This is a genomic window from Cupriavidus sp. 05L310, assembly GCF_056398185.1.
In genome coordinates this window covers 158,904-177,020 of the sequence record NZ_JBFTOX010000004.1, presented here as the reverse complement: position 1 = coordinate 177,020, position 18,117 = coordinate 158,904, and the positions used below count along the sequence as shown (strand labels likewise).

Annotated in this window: 13 protein-coding genes; 11 read left to right on the top strand and 2 right to left on the bottom strand. The window is 68.0% G+C overall.

The genetic code is table 11. The annotated features are described in order from the left end of the window. Window positions 1-231: 231 nt before the first annotated feature. Window positions 232-822, top strand: a complete 591-nt coding sequence (locus AC1DS6_RS04220) for a hypothetical protein (protein ID WP_477102136.1) — start codon at window positions 232-234, stop codon at window positions 820-822. A 63-nt stretch (window positions 823-885) separates the two neighbouring features. Here the strand turns inward: AC1DS6_RS04220 and AC1DS6_RS04215 are convergent, their stop codons facing one another. Together AC1DS6_RS04215 and AC1DS6_RS04210 are read right to left on the bottom strand one after the other, a co-directional pair. Next, window positions 886-3,282: a carbohydrate-binding family V/XII gene (locus AC1DS6_RS04215; protein WP_477102135.1), complete on the bottom strand. Its 2,397-nt coding sequence runs from the start codon at window positions 3,280-3,282 to the stop codon at window positions 886-888. 49 nt (window positions 3,283-3,331) lie between these two features. Further along, entirely contained in the window at window positions 3,332-4,516 is a 1,185-nt protein-coding gene (locus tag AC1DS6_RS04210) for a BamA/TamA family outer membrane protein (protein WP_477102134.1), read from the bottom strand. 214 nt (window positions 4,517-4,730) lie between these two features. On the opposite strand from AC1DS6_RS04210, the gene AC1DS6_RS04205 reads away from it, so the two are divergent. The 10 genes from AC1DS6_RS04205 (at window position 4,731) to AC1DS6_RS04160 (ending at window position 18,110) form a co-directional block, all read left to right on the top strand. Continuing rightward, on the top strand, window positions 4,731-5,531 hold the full coding sequence (locus tag AC1DS6_RS04205; RefSeq protein WP_441635446.1) for a hypothetical protein: 801 nt from the start codon (window positions 4,731-4,733) through the stop codon (window positions 5,529-5,531). Between the two features lie 156 nt (window positions 5,532-5,687). Further along, entirely contained in the window at window positions 5,688-6,935 is a 1,248-nt protein-coding gene (locus AC1DS6_RS04200) for a formylglycine-generating enzyme family protein (RefSeq protein ID WP_477102133.1), read from the top strand. 258 nt (window positions 6,936-7,193) lie between these two features. Beyond that, window positions 7,194-9,701 carry a spermidine synthase gene (locus AC1DS6_RS04195; protein WP_477102132.1) on the top strand — a complete coding sequence of 836 codons (2,508 nt, stop codon included), beginning with the start codon at window positions 7,194-7,196 and terminating at the stop codon, window positions 9,699-9,701. A gap of 77 nt (window positions 9,702-9,778) precedes the next feature. Next, entirely contained in the window at window positions 9,779-11,431 is a 1,653-nt protein-coding gene (locus tag AC1DS6_RS04190) for an arylsulfatase (protein ID WP_441637238.1), read from the top strand. Between the two features lie 100 nt (window positions 11,432-11,531). Further along, window positions 11,532-12,515 (top strand): AAA family ATPase, encoded by a 984-nt coding sequence (locus AC1DS6_RS04185; protein ID WP_477102131.1) that lies wholly within the window; start codon window positions 11,532-11,534, stop codon window positions 12,513-12,515. Continuing rightward, a complete protein-coding gene (locus AC1DS6_RS04180) occupies window positions 12,512-13,495 on the top strand; it encodes a DUF58 domain-containing protein (RefSeq protein WP_441637242.1) in 984 nt (327 codons plus the stop codon). Before AC1DS6_RS04185 ends, AC1DS6_RS04180 begins: the two co-directional genes overlap by 4 nt. Before the next feature lie 19 nt (window positions 13,496-13,514). Further along, on the top strand, window positions 13,515-14,069 hold the full coding sequence (locus tag AC1DS6_RS04175; protein WP_477102130.1) for a DUF4381 domain-containing protein: 555 nt from the start codon (window positions 13,515-13,517) through the stop codon (window positions 14,067-14,069). Then, window positions 14,056-15,090, top strand: coding sequence for a vWA domain-containing protein (locus AC1DS6_RS04170; protein WP_441637472.1), 1,035 nt, complete (start codon window positions 14,056-14,058; stop codon window positions 15,088-15,090). The genes AC1DS6_RS04175 and AC1DS6_RS04170 overlap by 14 nt, the downstream gene beginning before the upstream one ends. After that, window positions 15,091-16,725, top strand: a complete 1,635-nt coding sequence (locus tag AC1DS6_RS04165) for a VWA domain-containing protein (RefSeq protein ID WP_477102129.1) — start codon at window positions 15,091-15,093, stop codon at window positions 16,723-16,725. Continuing rightward, window positions 16,722-18,110 carry a hypothetical protein gene (locus AC1DS6_RS04160; protein ID WP_477102128.1) on the top strand — a complete coding sequence of 463 codons (1,389 nt, stop codon included), beginning with the start codon at window positions 16,722-16,724 and terminating at the stop codon, window positions 18,108-18,110. Before AC1DS6_RS04165 ends, AC1DS6_RS04160 begins: the two co-directional genes overlap by 4 nt. Window positions 18,111-18,117 lie beyond the last annotated feature (7 nt).

The window sequence follows — 18,117 nt, the reverse complement described above, 5'->3', positions numbered from 1 at the left end:
TGCCGCGATCTGAATAGTGTGGCGAACTGCACCATTGCGCAGCACTTCATTGGAAAATGCGCCTGGTCCGATATGAAATCTTTCAACCGGCACTCCGCACCGGGCCGAGGCAAGCTATCTTCAAGCCAGACTTACCGCAGCACGCTTGGCCACGCTGCTTAGTCAGGGCTTTTGCCTGTCCTTGATTCAGGTGTTTGTTCATCCTTTCGCTGACTACTTGCCAGGATTTCCATGCCAAACCGTAATTTGCTCTCCCATTCCCTGCACGCAGTCTGCCTTGCCGCGGCCGTGCTCTTCACACCTCTGAGCCAGGCTGCGGGCACTCCCGTCGTCGGCATTGCCGAGGAACTGGTGGTTTCCGGCCGCATCGTCGCCATCGATCCGGATTCGAAGGCGGTGCTGGTGCAGGGCCCGCGCGGCAACGTCGTCGAACTGATCGGTGGCGATGAAGTGAAGAACTTCAAGCAGATCAACAAGGGCGACATGGTGACGCTGACCCGGGACGACGCCGTGGTCACCACGCTGGATCCGGTAGACACCAAGGACACGCCAATCACGGAATCGGTGGAGCGCACCGCGCGCGCGGGGGACGGCGCCAAGCCCGGCTTCGCGCGTGAGATCACGACCACGGTCACGGCGCAGATTACCAAGGTCGATACCAAGAACCGCACCGTGACCTTCCGCACCCCGCGTGAGACGCTGCGCACGGTCAAGGTACGGGACCCGAATATCGACCTTAGCAAGATCAAGGCGGGCCGGCTCGCCAAGATCGTCTATCGCGAGGTGGTCTCGATCGTAGTCACCGGCCCGGCGAAGTCCTGACCCTGGCAAGATCGCGCGGCATCCCGCGGCGCTGTATGGCCGCGGGATGCTTGCGTTTACGCGCTAGCGGTGAAAGCCGTGGAAGCCGCCCATGCGCCGGCCGCCGCCGCCCCATTGGTGCGCTGTCTGCCCGAAGCGCTGCTGTCCCACATTGCGCGCCTGCCGCTGCTGGTCCAGTTGGCCGGCGACATCCGGGTTGGGCTGCACCGGCTGCCAGCCGCCCGACGTGTGCTTCTGCCAGCCGCCATCCTGGGTGTGCTGGTAGACGTTGCCGTCGTGCCCGGCGTACACATCGCCGTTGTTCCAGGCCACCGCATTGCCCTTGTCCCGGTTGACCATCACGCCCTTGCTGGCCGCTTCATGCTGGCCGGTCTGCGTGTTGCCCGCCACGCCGAACTCGGCCGCGCCCGCACGCCCGGTCTGCGCGTTATAGCCCGCTACCTGGCGCCCGGCGGCGTAGTTGCCGGTGTACTCGTTGCCGGCGACGCCGCCACGCCCGGCGCCGCTGCGCCCGGTCGACGGGTTGGAGAAGGCGCCTTGCCGTCCGGCCGCGGCATTGCCGCTGTAGGGGTTGAAGGCGGCGCCGGCGCTGCCCTGGTAGCGCGCGCCGGTTGCCGGGTTGTACCCCGCGCCGGCGGCGCCGCGCCATTGCGTGCCGGTCCAGGCGTTGTAGCCGGCGGCATGCGTCACCGTGCCTTGTCCCCAGCGCCCGTAGAAATTCGCCGTGTTGACGTTGACGTAGTTCCAGTAGCCGCCGCCCCAGTAGGGGCCCCAGTAGGGCGCGGCTGCGCCCCATACCGCGCCCACGGCGAAACCGAAGGCGAAGCCCTCCGCGGTGCCAAGCGCAAAGCCCGCGCCATAGCCATAGGTGGGGGGATAGCCGTAATAAACCGAGCCCACGTAGGCCGGGTAGACATAGCCCGTGCCGTAGACCACGGTGCCGTCCGGGTTCACCACCACGCCCATATAGCCGGGCGTATAGCCGACCACCACCGTGTCCGGGTTGACGGAGTAGATGCGCACATAGGTAACGTAGTGCAGCGGCGAACTGGCCGGGATGGTGTAGATCGTGCCCGGCACGTCGGTGGCGACGCGCCAGGGGCCGGTGGGTGCGGCGGCGGTGAACCACACGCCGTTGGACACCGCGTAGTAGTGCTCGCCGTCAACCTGGAGTACCGGCGTGGCGGCGTTCACCGCGTAGCTCAGCGAGGTGCCGGTAATGGGCATGAAACGCGGCGAGCCGTCGAAGGCGACCGCGAGCGTGGCCTTGGCGCGCGACACCGATGCGGTCTGCGGGATGGTGGCGGCGATCTGCGCCTCGCGGGCCTGAGGCGTGCCCGGCACCGATACCAGCACGTTGGCCTTGGGATCCTGCGGCGGGATCTTGGCAAAATCCGCCGGCAGATCGCGTCCGGGCACGAACTCCCAAGGGCCATCGAACCCCGGCGCGCGGAACCAGCGGCCGGAAAGCAGCACGTAATACCGGTTGGACGCGGGGTCGACGAATACCGCGCGATCGGTATTGGTCACCGTCAGCAGGCCAACGCCGGCCACCGGCGACAGCTTTGGCGTGCCGTCGATGACGATCAGCTCCGTGGGTGCGGTGGACACCAGTACCGCCGGCGGATTGGCGGAGCGCTTGCCGTCGGCGGGCAGCATCAGGTCGGCCTTGACGCCGGTCTGTGCGCGCCCGGCGGCGGTCGCCAGGGCTTGCGGCGGGCTGGTCAACACCGCCCACGGCCCGCTTAGCCCGTCAGCGGTGTACCAGTAGCCCGCGGCCTGCAGGTAGAGCTTGCTGCCGCTATCGCGCAGCAGCAGGGCGCGGCTGTTGAGCGCGTGCTGGAAGCGCGTGCCGCTCAGCTCGCGCCAGGCCGGCTCGCCGTCCACCGGCACCAGCAAGGTCGGGACCGATGCGAACACGATGCGCGGCGCATCGTTCCTCACCGCCACGCCGGGCGCCTTGGCCTGTAGTTGCGAGACGGCGTAGCTGGCCTGCAGTTCGTCGAGCGGCACCGTCATGCCGGCCTTGGGCAGGCGCCCCACCAGCGCCGCGCGCACCTGGTCGGCGCCACCGGGATTGGTCGGCACCTCGACGCTGGTAATCTGGATGTCGCGCATCTGCACCAGGCCGGAGGCCTTGTCGATATCGGCGCGCGCCGCAAAATGCGCCACGCCGTAGGTAGGCGCGCCGTCCTTGGCGCCCACCGCAACGGCGGCGCGGCCGGACAGGCGATCGCCATCCCATTGCTCCACCTGCGGCTGGTAGATCTCGATATGCTGGGAAGCGGCATCGAAATCGCGCGGCCAGGTCAGCGGCGCCACGGCCTTCGGCGGGTTGGCGGCCTGTGCCTGGGGCAAGCCCAGCGCCAGGCATCCGGCGATCAGCAACAGGCCCAGCGGCGCGGCGAGATGGCGGCCGGGCCCGGATGTCTGCGTGGGCGTTGGTATCGGCTTTTGCATAAGACGGCTCCAGTGCTGTGGAAAGGTGGCGGGATGGCACAGCGGCGGCTTAATGCCAGGCGCTGCCCACCTGGACATAAAAGGCGTTCTGGTCTCTGCTATGGGCCACGTCGATGCCGATCGACACCCCCAGCTTGCGCGCGATCAGGTAGCGAAAGCCCCCGCCGATGCTATACACGGTGGCCGCGTTGGAGAAGCTGTGCCATCTGCCATAGGCCTTGCCCGCGCCGGTAAAGCCCAGCAACGACCAGCGCGGCGTCGCTTCCCAGCGCAACTCCAGTTCGGTGACGACGGCGTTGCGGTCCTGGTAGCGGCCCTTGGATACGCCGCGCAGATCGACGAAGGGCTGCGCGTAGAAGGGAATATCGCCGGTGGAGAAGCGCCCGTCGGCGCGCAGCCCGAGGATCCATGTGCGCGCCAGCGGCTGCCAGGTGAAGCCGCGCGCGTTGTACATATTGAAGTTCTGCGTGCTGCCGAAGCCGCCGCGCGCGAACTGCGCTTCCAGCTCGGCATAGCTGCCGCGGCTGGGATAGAAGATGTTGTCGCGTGAATCGTAGTCGACCACCAGGCCGCCCTTGCCGATGCGCTGGTTGCGGTCCATGCCCCCCAGTTCGGTGGCCACCGGGCCCTTGAAGGTGGCGGTGGAGTCGAACAGGACGTAGCGCGGCCCCACGTACCAGTGGGAGTCACCGATGCGCGCCATGAATTGCTGCACCAGGAACAGCCCCTCCAGCTGGTAGGCGCGCGCCTGGTTGAGCAAGCCGAAGTAATCGAGTTGCGCATCGACCTTGGCCAGCGCGCCGAGGTAGCGGTAGCGGTCGCCATCCCAGGTATGGAAGTGTGCCGCGCCCACGCCCCAGGTGCCGTTGCCGGTATAGGCACCGCCCACCGCGGTGATATTGGGCGGTGCCGGACCCTGCCCGCTGGCTTGCGCCTTTTCGGCGGCGTCCTTCATCGATTCGGAGAAAAACAGCAGGCCCAGGCCGGCGCCGTAGCCGATGGCCGGCTCGGTGATGAGGGTCGGCACCGGCAGCGCGCCCTTGTGGTTGAGCAGGAGGTCGCTTGCGTCGAGCATGCCGTCTTCAGGGTCGAACAAGCTCAGCGCTTTCGGGTCCTTCTCTTGCTTCTGGCTGTTCTGCGGCGAGGGTTGGGCGTGCGCGGTTGCCGCCGCGAGCGCGAGCAGTCCGCATGCAAGCAAGGCTTGTGTGGCAGGAAAGCGGTTCGGATTCTGCATGAAAGGCGTTGGGGGCGACGGCGGGCTCGGTTACGTCCCGCCACCTTAAGCCATCGCCCTGCGGCGTGGACGCCATGCGAAAATTTTCAGATCACATGGGAAAAGTTCTGTATATCGCACCTCGGCAGCCTATGTCAGCATCGCCCTGAGTGATTGATGCGCCAGTTGGGTTCTTCAGCTGGCAGCAAGCAGGAATTTCCGGGGAAATGCAACGATGAAGACGAATCTGCTGCGCTGCGGACAGGCCGCCATGCTCGCACTGACACTGGGCGCCGCGCCGGGGCTGCATGCGCAATCCGCCGCGGAGGACGCCAACAAGAGCAACAACCCGCTCAACCCGGCGCCTTCGCTCAATCTGCAGAACTACTACTCGCCCCGGGTGTACGACACCAACGTGCACACCAACGATTTCCTGCTGCGCGGCACGCTGCCCATCCTGCCCGGCAATCTGGTGGGCGTGCCGCAGATCCTGCGCGCCACGGTGCCGGTCAGCACGCGCCCGCAGGCCGATGGCAGTTACACCACGGGACTTGGCGACATCAATATCTTCGATATTTTCCTGCTCAGGTCCCAGGGCACGCAGATCGGCGTGGGGCCGTTGCTGACCATGCCCACCGCAACCTCGCCGGAGCTCGGCACCGGCAAGTGGCAGGCCGGCCTGGCCGCCGTGGTGGTGGATCCCACTCCGGCCCGGCTGCTGGGTGCCCTGGTGCAATGGCAGCACTCCTTTGCCGGGCAGAGCTCGCGCCCGACCGTGCAGACGCTGACGTTCCAGCCCTTCGGTATCTTCAATTTCCCGGGTGGCTGGTATGCGCGTTCCACCGGCATATGGACTTTCAACCTGCAGAACGACGCCTATTACATCCCGGTGGGCCTTGGCTTCGGCAAGGCGTGGAAGGAGGGCAAGACCATCATGAATGTGTTTGTCGAGCCCCAGTATTCGGTGGCACACCACGGTCCGGGGCAGCCGCAATGGACGGTGTTCGCCGGCTTGAACATGACGTTCGGCAAGTAGGGAGCGCAAGGTGTCGCGGCTGGAGCGCCACGTTGGCTCCCACAACAATTCCCTAACATCGGTGCCAAAAATTTTCATCTCTCCCCCCGGCTTGCTCTGGCATGCTAAAAGCACGCCCCAGGCTGGGGCGTGGCCAGCCTATTGCGGACCGCAACCATGAATCGTCGTCGAGAGAAGGACAGTCAATCCCGCCGGACGGCCCCGGCCGCGGTGACGGTGGCGGGGCCGGCGCCCGCGCGCTGGCGCCGCGCGCTGTGGATCGGCGCGGCGGTGCTGGCTTGCGCGGCGGTGGGCGGCGGCGCAGCCTGGTGGCAGGCGCGCGGCACCGCGCAGTTGCGGGCCAAAGCGGTATTCGGCGATGGCACGCGCGGCCCCAGCGACATGGCCTGGGTGCCGGGCGGGGAATTCCTGATGGGCAGCGACCATAAGCTGGCGCAGGCCAACGAGCGGCCGGCCCACAAGGTGCGCGTACATGGTTTCTGGATGGATATCCACCACGTCACCAACGCGCAATTTGCCGCCTTCGTGCGCGCTACCGGCTATGTCACCACGGCCGAGCGCAAACCGGACTGGGAGACGCTGCGCGTGCAGTTGCCGCCCGGCACGCCGCGTCCGCCCGATTCGGCGATGGTGGCGGGCGGCATGGTGTTCGTCGGCACCAACCGGCCGGTGCCGCTGCAGGATTACTCGCGCTGGTGGCGCTATGTGCCCGGCGCGGACTGGCGGCATCCCAGCGGCCCCGACAGCAATATCACCGGCAAGGACGATCATCCGGTGGTTCAGGTTTCCCATGAAGACGCGCAGGCCTACGCCAAATGGGCCGGCAAGCGCCTGCCTACCGAGGCCGAATGGGAGTTCGCCGCGCGCGGTGGGCTGGAACAGGCGACCTATGGCTGGGGCGACCAGTTCGCCCCGGAAGGCCGGCAGATGGCCAACGTCTGGCAGGGACAACAAGCGCAGCCGTTCCCGGTGGTCAGCGCCAAGGCCGGCGGCGCGCTCGGCACCAGCCCGGTGGGCACGTTCCCGGCCAACGGCTACGGCCTGTCCGACATGACCGGCAACGCCTGGCAGTGGGTGGCGGACTGGTACCGCGCCGACCAGTTCCGGCGCGAAGCCGTGAGCGCCAGGCCGATCGAGAACCCTGTCGGCCCGGCCGATTCGTGGGATCCCTCGGAGCCCGGCGTCCCCGTGGCCGCACCGCGCCGCGTCACGCGCGGCGGGTCCTTCCTCTGCAATGAAGACTATTGCCTGAGCTATCGCCCCAGCGCCAGGCGCGGCACCGATCCGTACAACAGCATGTCGCACCTCGGCTTCCGGCTGGTGGTGGACGACACACAGTGGAAGCAGGCCAGGGACGGCAAGCCCGCTACACAGGCTGCCGCAGGTGGCCCGCGGCCAGGCTGAGCGGGGCGGAACCATTTCCGAAGCGCGGCGCGGCAGGGGCCTGCGTGCCGGTGGCAGTTTTTCGCCTGCTGCCTGGCGAATCGCGGTTCGTTGACAGGGAAGGCATGACACGCATGAGCCGGATCGGGACCGGTCGCTTGTAGCGGGGCGGCGGCGCCCGCACGGCGCGGGATGGGATGCACGCGGAGGCTGGGACAGATGAGCAGGAACCGGGCACATTCAGCCGCGATGGCGGCACCGCCACCGGGACGGCCCGCAATGCCGTCACGGCCCCTGGCGCTGGAAGCGGCAGAGACGCATGGGGCTTTGCTGGCGGCGCTGCTGTTCGCCTCCGGTGCATCCGCGCTGGTCTACCAGGTACTGTGGATCAAACAGGTGGCGTTGATCGTTGGCGTTGACGTCTATGCCGTCACCACGGGTGTCAGCGCGTTCTTCCTCGGCCTGGCCTGCGGCGGCTGGGCGCTGGGCCGGCGCGCGGACCGCGCGGCACGGCCCTTGATGTTCTACGCCGCGCTGGAACTCGGCATCGCGGTGCTGGGCCTTGGCGCCACGCTCGGGCTGGCGCAGGCGGCACCGTGGTTCGTGGCGATCGAGAGCCGCGCCGGCCTGCTGGCCTGGTGCCTGCCTTTCGCGCTGATCGGGGCGCCTGCCTTGTTGATGGGCGGCACCTTGCCCGCGCTGATGGCGGCCTGCGCGCCGCCGGCGGGCAAGGTGGCGCGTACCGGCGGCGGGCTCTACGCCGCCAATACCCTGGGCGCCATGGCCGGCGCCTTGCTGACTACCTTCATGCTGGTGCCTTCGTTTGGCGTGCGTGGCGCCGCCATGGCCGCTGCGCTGGTCAACCTGGCGCTGGCGGCAACGGCGTTTGGCTTTGGCCGCGCCAGCGCGCCTCGGGCAATCGATGCCGCCGCGGCCGCACCCGTGGCCGCGCCGCAAGCGCGGGCACGGCTGGCGGTGGGGCTCTATGCCGTGGCCGGCGGCATCGCGCTCGGCTATGAAGTCGTCTGGTCGCAGATCATCGTGCAGTTCATGAGCACGCGCAGCTTTGCCTTCACCATCGTGCTGGCCACCTACCTGGGCGGCCTGGTGGCAGGCAGCGCCATCTACGCCCGTTTTGCCGACCGCGTGCGCGATCCGTGGGGCGTGTTTGGCGTGCTGGTGGGGCTCGCGGGCCTGGTCGCGCTGCTGCAGTTGGCGGGGCTCGGGAACTGGCTGGTCCAGTTGCAGGTGAGCCTGGCAGGCGTGGTCATGGCGGCCACGGGCAGCGAATTGGCCGCAATGTGCGCGCGCTTTGCACTGGCGGGGCTGTGCGTGGTGTTTGCGCCCACGATGCTGCTCGGTGCGGCGTTTCCCGCAGCCTTGCGCTTGTGTGCCGAACCCGGTCATATCGGCCGCGACGTCGGCGTTGTGCTGGCGCTCAATACGGCGGGCGGCATCGCCGGCACCTTCCTGAGCGGCTTCGTGCTTGTGCCGGCGCTAGGCCTTGTCCATACCCTCGGGATACTCGCCGCCGCGGCGGCTACGGTGGGCACGGTTGCCGTGCTGCGCGGCCCCGGCGTGCGGCCCGCCCTGTGCGCGGCCGCCCTGGGCATCGGCGTCTGCGTGGCAGTGGCCGCCGTGCTGACGCCGCCCGATCGCCTCGCGCGGCTGCTGGCCGAGGCCAAGGACGGCACCCTGGTCTCCTACGAGGAAAGCCCTGGCGGCACGGTCGCCGTGATCGAGCAGGGCAGGCCGGGCGCCAGCTTTCGGCGCCTGTACATCTCAGGTGTTTCCAACTCGGGCGACGCCATCGGGTCGCTGCGCTACATGCGGCTGCAGGCCTTGCTGCCGCTGCTGGTCCACACGCAGGAGCCGCGCTCGGCGCTGGTGGTTGCGCTTGGCACCGGCATTACCGCGGGCGCGCTCACGCAATACCCGGGGCTGGAACGCCGCGTCACGGCCGAGCTGCTGCCCGCGGTGGTGCGTGCCGTGCCGGAGTTCCGGGGCAACTACGACGTCAGCCGCCATCCCCGATCCGACATCCGCGTGCGCGACGGCCGCCATGAACTCCTGCGCAGCCCCGAGCGCTACGACCTGATCACCCTGGAGCCGCCGCCGCCATCGGCTGCCGGCGTGGTGAATCTCTACTCGCGCGATTTCTACGAGCTGGCGCGCAGCCGCTTGCAGCCGGGCGGGCTGTTTGCCCAGTGGCTGCCGCTGGCCACGCAGAACGACGAAGACTCCCGCGCGCTGGTGCGCAGCTTCCTTGACGCGTTCCCGCACGCCTCGCTTTGGACGACCGAGGTGCACGAGATGCTGCTGGTGGGCTCGGATGCGCCGCTGGACCTGGACGCCGCGCGCATCCAGGCGCGCTTCAACCAGCCAGCCGTGGCCGGCGCCCTGCGCGAGGTCGGCATCAATTCGCCCGCCGCGCTGCTCGCCACCTGGGTGACGGGACGGGAAGGGCTGGAGCGCTACGCCGCCGGCGCGCCGGCCGTGACGGACGATCGGCCGTTGATCGAATACGCGGGCTGGGTGCGGCGCGACGAGATATCGCGCGTGCTGCCCGCCTTGCTGGATCTGTATATGGCACCGCCGTTGCGCGGCGCAGACCCTGCCTTTCAGGCGGATATCGATCAGGAGCGTCGCCGGCTGATGCACTTCTACGCGGCCACGCTTGCCGCTTACGCCGGCGACCGGCAGCGCTGGCGGGAAGAGATCGGGCTGGCCGTGCAGGGCGGCGAGGCCAACCAGTACTTCCGCCGCATGCTGGGCATGCGGGACTGAGCAACGAGAGATTCGAGAACACGGATTGGGGAAACCGGGGCCGCCGGCAGCGGTCGGGTAACAGAGGAGGAGCACACATGCGAATCAATCGCTCACTGAAGCGAGCGGCTATCGCGCTCGCGGTGGCGGTGCCGATCGCGGCCGCCGGATGGCTGGTAACCGCGCCAACCACCACAATGGCAGCGGACGCGCCTGCCAAGGCGTCAGCGAGCGCGCCGAACAGCACGTCCGCCAAGAAGCCGAATATCCTTGTGATCTTCGGCGACGATATCGGGCAGACCAATATCAGCGCCTATAGCATGGGTGTGGTCGGTTACAAGACGCCAAACATCGACCGCATCGCGCGCGAGGGCATGATGTTTACCGACTACTACGCCGAAAACAGCTGTACGGCGGGCCGCTCTTCCTTCATCACCGGGCAGACGCCGTTGCGCACCGGCCTGAGCAAGGTCGGCGCGCCGGGTGCGCCGGTGGGCCTGCAGAAGGGCGATATCACGATTGCCCAGGCATTGAAGGCGCAAGGTTATGCCACCGGGCAGTTCGGCAAGAACCACCTTGGGGACAAGAACGAGTACCTGCCGACAGCGCATGGCTTCGATGAGTTCTTTGGCAACCTCTACCACCTGAATGCCGAGGAGGAGCCTGAGCGCCCCTATTGGCCGAAGGACAAGAACGACCCGTTCGCGAAGAACTTCTCGCCGCGCGGCGTGATCCACTCGTTCGCCGATGGCAAGGTCCAGGACACCGGCCCGCTGACCACGAAGCGGATGGAGACGATCGACGACGAGACTACTGCCGCAGCGCAGGAGTTCATCAAGAAGCAAGCCAAGGACAACAAGCCATTCTTCGTCTGGATGAATACCACCCGCATGCACTTGTTCACGCATGTCCGCGACTCCATGAAGGGCCGCAGCGGCATGCCCGGCAACGAGTATGCCGACGGCATGCTGGAGCATGACGAGGATGTGGGCAAGCTGCTGAAGACACTGGATGACCTGGGCATCACCAAAGACACCATCGTGGTCTACACGACCGATAACGGGCCCAACCAGTTCTCCTGGCCGGATGCGGCAACCACCCCGTTCCGCAGCGAGAAAGACACCAACTGGGAGGGGGCGTTCCGGGTGCCCGCCATGGTGCGATGGCCGGGGCGCATCAAGCCGGGAACAGTCTCCAACGAGATGTTCTCCGGGTTGGACTGGTTCCCGACCCTGTTGGCCGCCGTGGGCGATACCACCGTCAAGGATCGCCTGCTGAAGGGCTGGTCGCCGAAATCCGGGCAGAGTTTCAAGGTGCACCTGGACGGCTACAACCAGCTTGACTACCTGACAGGCAAGAATGCGAAGGGAGCGCGCGAAGAGTTCTATTACTTTGACGATGACGGCAATCTGGTGGCCATGCGCTTTGGCGACTGGAAGGCTGTCTTCTGCGAGCAACGCGCGCCGGGGGGCATGCAGGTCTGGGCCAATCCCTTCACCTGCCTGCGACTGCCAAAGATCTTCAATTTGCGCATGGACCCCTATGAGCGCGCAGATGTCGCCTCTGACCAGTACTACGACTGGATGACCAAGAACGCCTACCTGACCGGCATCGCCACCATGAAGGCATCCGTGTTCCTCGAGACCTTCGTGGCCTACCCGCCAAGCCAGAAGCCAGCCAGCTTCAGCGTGGACCAGGTGCGCAAGTCCGTGGACGAGCGGATCGAGAAGCTGAGGTCGCAGAAAAAGTAGCCGCGGCTGTTGTGTAACGATGTGGCCCGCCGGTCCTGCTGGCGGGCCATTCTCGCGACTTACCCCGGCCCTGCGGCCGAGGCTACGAGAGACTTGGACAATGAGTTCCAGAGAGGCAATCGCGGCGCTGCAGCAGCATGTGGAGCAGTCCATCAAAGGGCAGGGCGAAGTGATCCGGCAGATCGTCATCGGCCTGCTGGCCAACGGCCACCTGCTGCTGGAGAGCGTGCCCGGGCTGGCCAAGACGCGCATGGTCAAGAGCGTGGCCGCGAGCCTGGACGCGCAGATGCGCCGCATCCAGTTCACCCCGGACCTGCTGCCCGCCGACATCACCGGCTCGGACATCCTTTACCAGGAGGCGGGCAGGAACAGCTTCCGCTTCCAGCCGGGCCCCGTGTTCGGCAACCTGATCCTGGCCGACGAAATCAACCGTGCGCCGGCCAAGGTGCAATCCGCGCTGCTCGAAGCCATGGAGGAGCGCCAGGTCTCGGTGGGCGGCACCACCCATCCCATGCCTGAACTGTTCATGGTGCTGGCCACGCAGAACCCGATCGAGCAAGAAGGCACTTACCCGCTGCCCGAGGCGCAGATGGACCGCTTCCTGATGAAGGTGCTGATCACCTATCCCGCAGCCGACGACGAGCGCGATGTGCTGCGCCTCGTGCGCGGCGAGGAGACGGGCAGCGCGGCGCCCGCTACGCCCCACGCGGAGCAGGCCAGGGTGCCGCAGTCGGCGATCTTTGCCGCGCGCGAAGAGATCCACGGTGTCCACGTGGCTGACGCGATCGACCGCTACATCATCGACCTGGTCAATGCCAGCCGCACGCCGGCCCGCTTTGACGCCGAACTGGCGAAATGGATCGCGCTGGGCGCCAGCCCGCGCGGCGGCATAGCGCTGGACCGCGCGGCCCGCGCCAACGCCTGGCTGGACGGACGCGATCACGTGACGCCCGACGATGTGCGTGCGATGGCGCTGCCCACGCTGCGGCACCGGCTGATCCTGTCCTACGACGCCAGCGCGGACGGGCTGGACACCGACGCGGTGGTGAACAAACTGGTCGAAGTCGTGGCCGTGCCCGCATGAAGGATCCCGCGATGCCGGTGGTGCGCGGGAGCGAGCTCGGCACCGTGTGGGTCGACGTCGCGCACCTGGCCCGGCTGGAGCTGGCCGTGCGGGACCTGGGCTTCACCATGCGCCAGCCGCACGCCAGTGTGCTGTCGGGCAAGCACGGCTCGCGCATTCGCGGGCGCGGCCTGAACTTCGAAGAACTGCGCGGCTACCAGCAGGGCGACGATGTCCGCCACCTGGACTGGAAGGCCTCGCTGCGCATGGGCAAGCCGCTGGTGCGCGTCTATACCGAGGAGCGCGACCTGCCGGTACTGCTGGTGGTGGATCAGCGCATGCCGATGTTCTTCGGTTCCAGGCGGGCGATGAAATCGGTGCTGGCCGCGGAGTTTGCCGGGCTGTGCGCCTGGATGGCGCTGCAGGCGGGCGACCGCGTGGGCGCGATCGTGTTTAACGACTCCGATACCACGCTGATCCGGCCGCTGCGCAGCCGTGCCCGCGTGCAGGCCGTGCTGGGCGCCATCGCCCGGATGAACCAGGCGCTGCACGCCGACAGCGCGGCGCGGCCCGTCTACGGCCAGCTCGACCGCACGCTGGAGCGCGCCTTGCAACTGGCCGGGCACGACCACCTCATCTGCGTGATCAGCGATTTCGCGGGCGCCGGCCAGCGTACCCAGGACCTGCTGCGCCAGCTGTCCAGCCACAACAGCGTGATCGCGGCGATGGTGTTCGATCCCTTGTTCCAGGCGGTGCCGCACCACACCGGCCGCATGGTCGTGACCGAAGGGCATCTGCAGGTCGAGCTGGACATGGGCGACAAGACCACGCGCGAGCCGATCGAATCCTTCTTCACCGGGCGCCTGCACGAGGTCACCGAACTGCTCAAGCGCAGCGGCGTGCCGATGATGCCGATCGACACGGAGGGTGAGGCCCTGGCCCAGTTGCGGCATTTCCTGGGACGCCTGGCGCCGCGCGGCAAAGCGCCAGGCCGGCATTGAGGCGCGCGGCGGATACTCCATGGCAGACCTGACCCGTTCCTACGCCACCGATGCCGTGCAGCCAGGTGCAGGCGCACCGGAGGCCGCCGGCACATTGGCAAACCTGCAGGAAATCGCCTTGCCGCCGCCTGCGTCCTATCTGCCCCAGACCTGGGGCTGGGCCGTGCTGGCCGCCTTGCTGCTGGCGCTGGGCGGGCTGCTGGCCTGGCGCGCCTGGCGGCGCCGCCAGGCAAACCGCTACCGGCGCGACGCGCTCGCGGAGCTGGCGCGCATTGAAGCCGGCCTGGCCGCGGCGGCCGGCGCCGACAGCCGCCGCGACGCGCTTGCCGCCTTGCCCGCGCTGGTCAAGCGCGTGGTGCTGGCGTTCGCGCCGCGCACGCAGGTGGCGAGCCTGTCCGCGCAGGCATGGCTGGACTATCTCGATGGCACCTGGCGCGGCGGTGGTTTCAGCAATGGCCCTGGCCGGCTGCTGCCGGAGCTGGCCTACGGGCAGCGCCCGCCGCCGGCTGCCGAAGTGACGGCGCTGATTGCGCTGCTGCGCGACTGGATCGGACAGCACCATGCTCACCTTTGACCACCCGTGGGCCGCGCTGGTCCTGCTGTTGCCCATCCTGGTCTGGCTGCTGCTGCCGGCTTACCGGGAAACCATGCCTGCCGTGCGCGTGCCGTTCTTCGAGGAAATGGCTGAACGCTCCGGCCTGCGGCCCTCCGAGGGCGCGGTGGTGATGCGCCGCAACTGGGCACAGCGGCTGCTGGCGCCGCTGTGCTGGGCACTGGTGGTGGCCGCGCTGGCCATGCCGGTCCGGGTGGACCCGCCGATCGAGCGCACCGAGCCGGCGCGCGACCTGATGCTGGCGATCGACCTGTCGCAATCGATGGAGGCCAGGGATTTCGCGCAAGCCGACGGCCACCGCGTGGACCGGCTTACCGCCGTCAAGCAGGTGGTCAGCACGTTTATCGACCGCCGCAAGGAAGACCGCATCGGCCTGATCGTGTTTGGCGCGGCGGCGTTCCCGCAGGCGCCGCTCACCATGGACCACGACAGCGTCAAGGCCTTGCTCGCCGAAGTCCAGATCGGCATGGCGGGCCCGCAGACGGCGATTGGCGACGCCATTGGCGTGGGCGTGCGCATGACCGAAAAATCGCCCGCGCAGGAGAAGGTACTGATCCTGTTGACGGACGGCAACGACACTGCCAGCAAGGTGCCGCCGGAGCAGGCCGCGCGGATCGCCAGGGACAAGGGGCTGATCATCCATACGATCGGCATCGGCGACATCAACGCCACGGGCGAGAACAAGGTCGATCTGGGTGCGTTGCAGAAGATCTCCAGCATGACGGGAGGCCGCTCGTTCCGTGGCGAGGACCTGGCCGGGCTGGAGTCCATCTACGCGACGCTGGACCGGATCACGCCAGTCAAGGTAAAGCGCCAGTCGCACCAGCCCAAGCGCGATCTTTTCTACTATCCGCTCGCCGCGGCGGGCATGCTGCTGTTGCTGTATCACGCGGTCATGCTATTGCTGAGCGCCATCCGCCGGCCGCGCCGCCAGCCGTTGGTGGACCGTGGCCAGGGCGTCGCGCCGGAACCGGGGCACTGAATGGATTTCGGTGAGTTCCATTTCCTGCGCCCCCTGTGGCTGCTCCTGATGCCGGCGGCGTTGCTGATTGTCTTCGCCTGGCATCGGTTCTCCGACCCACGCCGGCGCTGGCGGGGCGTGATCGCCCCGCACCTGCTGGAGCGGCTGATCGTCGATGGCGGGCGCGGCTGGCGCCTGCGGCCGGTACACGGCGCGTGCGCCGCGCTGGTTCTGATCGGCCTTGCCGCGGCGGGGCCGGCCTGGGAGCGCGAGCCGCCGCCGTTTACCGAGGACAAGGCGCCGATGGTGGTTGCCATCGACCTGTCGCGCAGCATGGACGCGGTGGACCTGGCGCCCACCCGGCTGGAGCGCGGCAAGCAGAAGGTGCGCGACCTGATGCAGCTGCGCGCGGGCTCGCGCACCGGGCTGGTGGTGTACGCGGGCACGGCGCACATGGTAGTGCCGCCTACCGATGACCCGCAGTTCATGGCGTTGTATCTGGACGCGCTGGATACCGGCATGATGCCGCGCGCGGGCAAGAACGCCGCCGCCGCGCTGGCGCTCGCCGACACCCTGCTGGCCCGGGAGTCGGCCGCGGGCACCGTGCTGTTCATCACCGATGGCTTCGACCGGGCGGAAATCCCCGTTTTTGCCGCGCTCGCCCGCAATAGCCAGGTGCAGGTGCTGGTGCTGGCTGCCGGCACTACCCAGGGCGGCCCGATCCGTACCGCTGATGGCCGTGTGGCTACCGACCAGCAGGGCCGGCCGGTGCAGGGCACGCTGGACCTGGCGGCGCTGAAGGCGCTCTCGTCCGATGCCGACATCCCGCTGGCCAGCCTGACGCTGGACGACGACGATGTGAACTGGGTACAGCGCCGCGCGGTGCGCAATATGCAGGCCGCGCAGGAGAAGAACGCCGAGGTGCGCTGGAAGGAGGCGGGCTACGTCCTGACCATCCCCATCGCGCTGCTGGCTGCCTTCTGGTTCCGGCGCGGCTGGGTGGTGCGCTGGCTGCCTGCGCTGCTGGTGGCCCTGCTTGTGCAGGCACCGCGCCCGGCGGTGGCGGCGCCGGTGGTCCTCACGACGGCATCGATCAAGGCGTTTTTCCTGGATGCCTTCCTCACCCCCGACCAGCAAGGCCGCTGGCATTTCGAGCGCGGCGATTACACCGCCGCCGCGGCGCATTTCCAGGACCCGATATGGCGTGGCTGGGCCAGCTACCGCGCGCGCGACTTCGCGGGCGCGCTGACCGCGTTTGCCGCCCTGGCCACCCCGGATGCTTTTTTCATGATGGGTAACTGCTATGCGCAGCTGAAGGACTATCCGCGTGCGCTTTCGGCCTATGACAACGCGCTCAAGGGGCGCGCCGGATTTGCGCAGGCCATCGCCAACCGAGCCCTCATCGCGGCGCTGATCGAACAGGAGAAAAAGAAGAAGAAAGACGACGGCGAGGAAGCGCCGGACACGCCGCCGGACAAAATCCAGTTCGACGACAAGGACGATGGCGGCAAGAAGGAAAAGGCCGATATGAGCCGCGTGCAACAACAAAACGCCGAGCTATGGATGCGTAACCTGCAGATTTCGCCGGCGGATTTCCTGCGCCAGAAGTTCCAGATCGAGGCGCAGCAGCCGGCGCAGGGCAAGGCCGCGCCATGAAACGCCTCCTGTTCTACACCACCATTGTCGCCTTGCTGGGCCTGCTGATCGCGCTGCCGGTCCTGGCTGACGGGCCGCGGTCGATGGCGCGCGCGCATCTGGAGCCAGGCGGCGCGGTGGCGCAGGGCCAGCCTGTCAAGCTGGTGGTGGACGCGCTGACTACCAACTGGTTCACCGAGGCGCCGGTCTTTCCCGTGCTGGAGATTCCCGGCGCTATCGTCAGCCCGCCGGGCGACGATGCCACCAACCTGAGCGAAGAGATCCAGGGCGTGAAGTGGTTCGGCGTATCGCGCTCGTACATCGTCACGCCGCAGACCGGCGGCGATCTTGCCATTGCGCCGCTGGAACTCACGCTGCAGGTAGGGCAGGTGAGCGGGGTGGTAAAGGTGCGCACCCCCGCGCTGACGCTGAAAGTCAAGACGGTGCCGCGCCCGGCCGGCGCGGAGAACGCTATCGGGACATCGCGGCTGGAATTGACGCAGTCCATCGACCATGACCTGCGCACGCTCAAGCAGGGCGACGCCTTTACGCGGACCATCGAGATCAGCGCCGACGGCGTGCAGGCCATGCTGCTGCCGCCCACGCCATTTGGGCCGGTGTCGGGGCTCGCGGTCTATCCCAAGGCGCCCCGCGTGCAGGACATCAGCCAGGAGCGACAGGGTTTTCTGGGCGGGCGCCGGGTCGATGCCGCCACCTATCTGGTGCAGAAGTCCGGCCGCTACGAGTTGCCGGGGGTGAGCGTGCAATGGTGGGACATCCGTGCTGGCAAGTTGCGCACGGCCACGGTGCCCCCATTGCGGTTTTCCGCTTCCGCCAACCCCGGCTACCAGCCGCCGGTTGGCATTCCGGGCGAGCCCCTGGCGGCGCTGCCGGGACGCCATGCGCGCCTGGATCCGCAATGGCTAGCCTATTGCGCCGCAGTGCTGGTGGTGCTGGGGCTGGCGGCCTGGCTGCTGTTGCCCCGGCTGATCCGCGCGGTTGGGCGCCTGAAGGCCTGGCGGCGCCAGCGTCGGCTGGCTTATGCAAGCTCCGAGGCCGCCGCCTTTGCGCGGCTGCGGCGCGCGCAGCAGGGCGAGGACGCCAGCGCACTGGTGAGCAGCCTGTACGCCTGGCTCGACCGGGTGGCCCGGCGCGCGCCCGCTGTGCTTGGGCGCCCCGCGGCGCTTGGCGATGCCGAACGCGCCGCCGGCAGCGCGACTTTTGCCACGGCGGGGGAGCAACTGCTGTCCAGCCGCTATGGCGCGGCGGCCACACAAGGCGATGTGCCGCCAGCCGCGCTGGGCAAGGCACTGGATGAAGCCAGGGCGGGGCTGGTGCGCCGCTCCACGCGTTCCGGTCATCATGCGGCGAGATCTTTGCCACCGCTCAATCCGGCCAGTGGCTAGCAAGCAC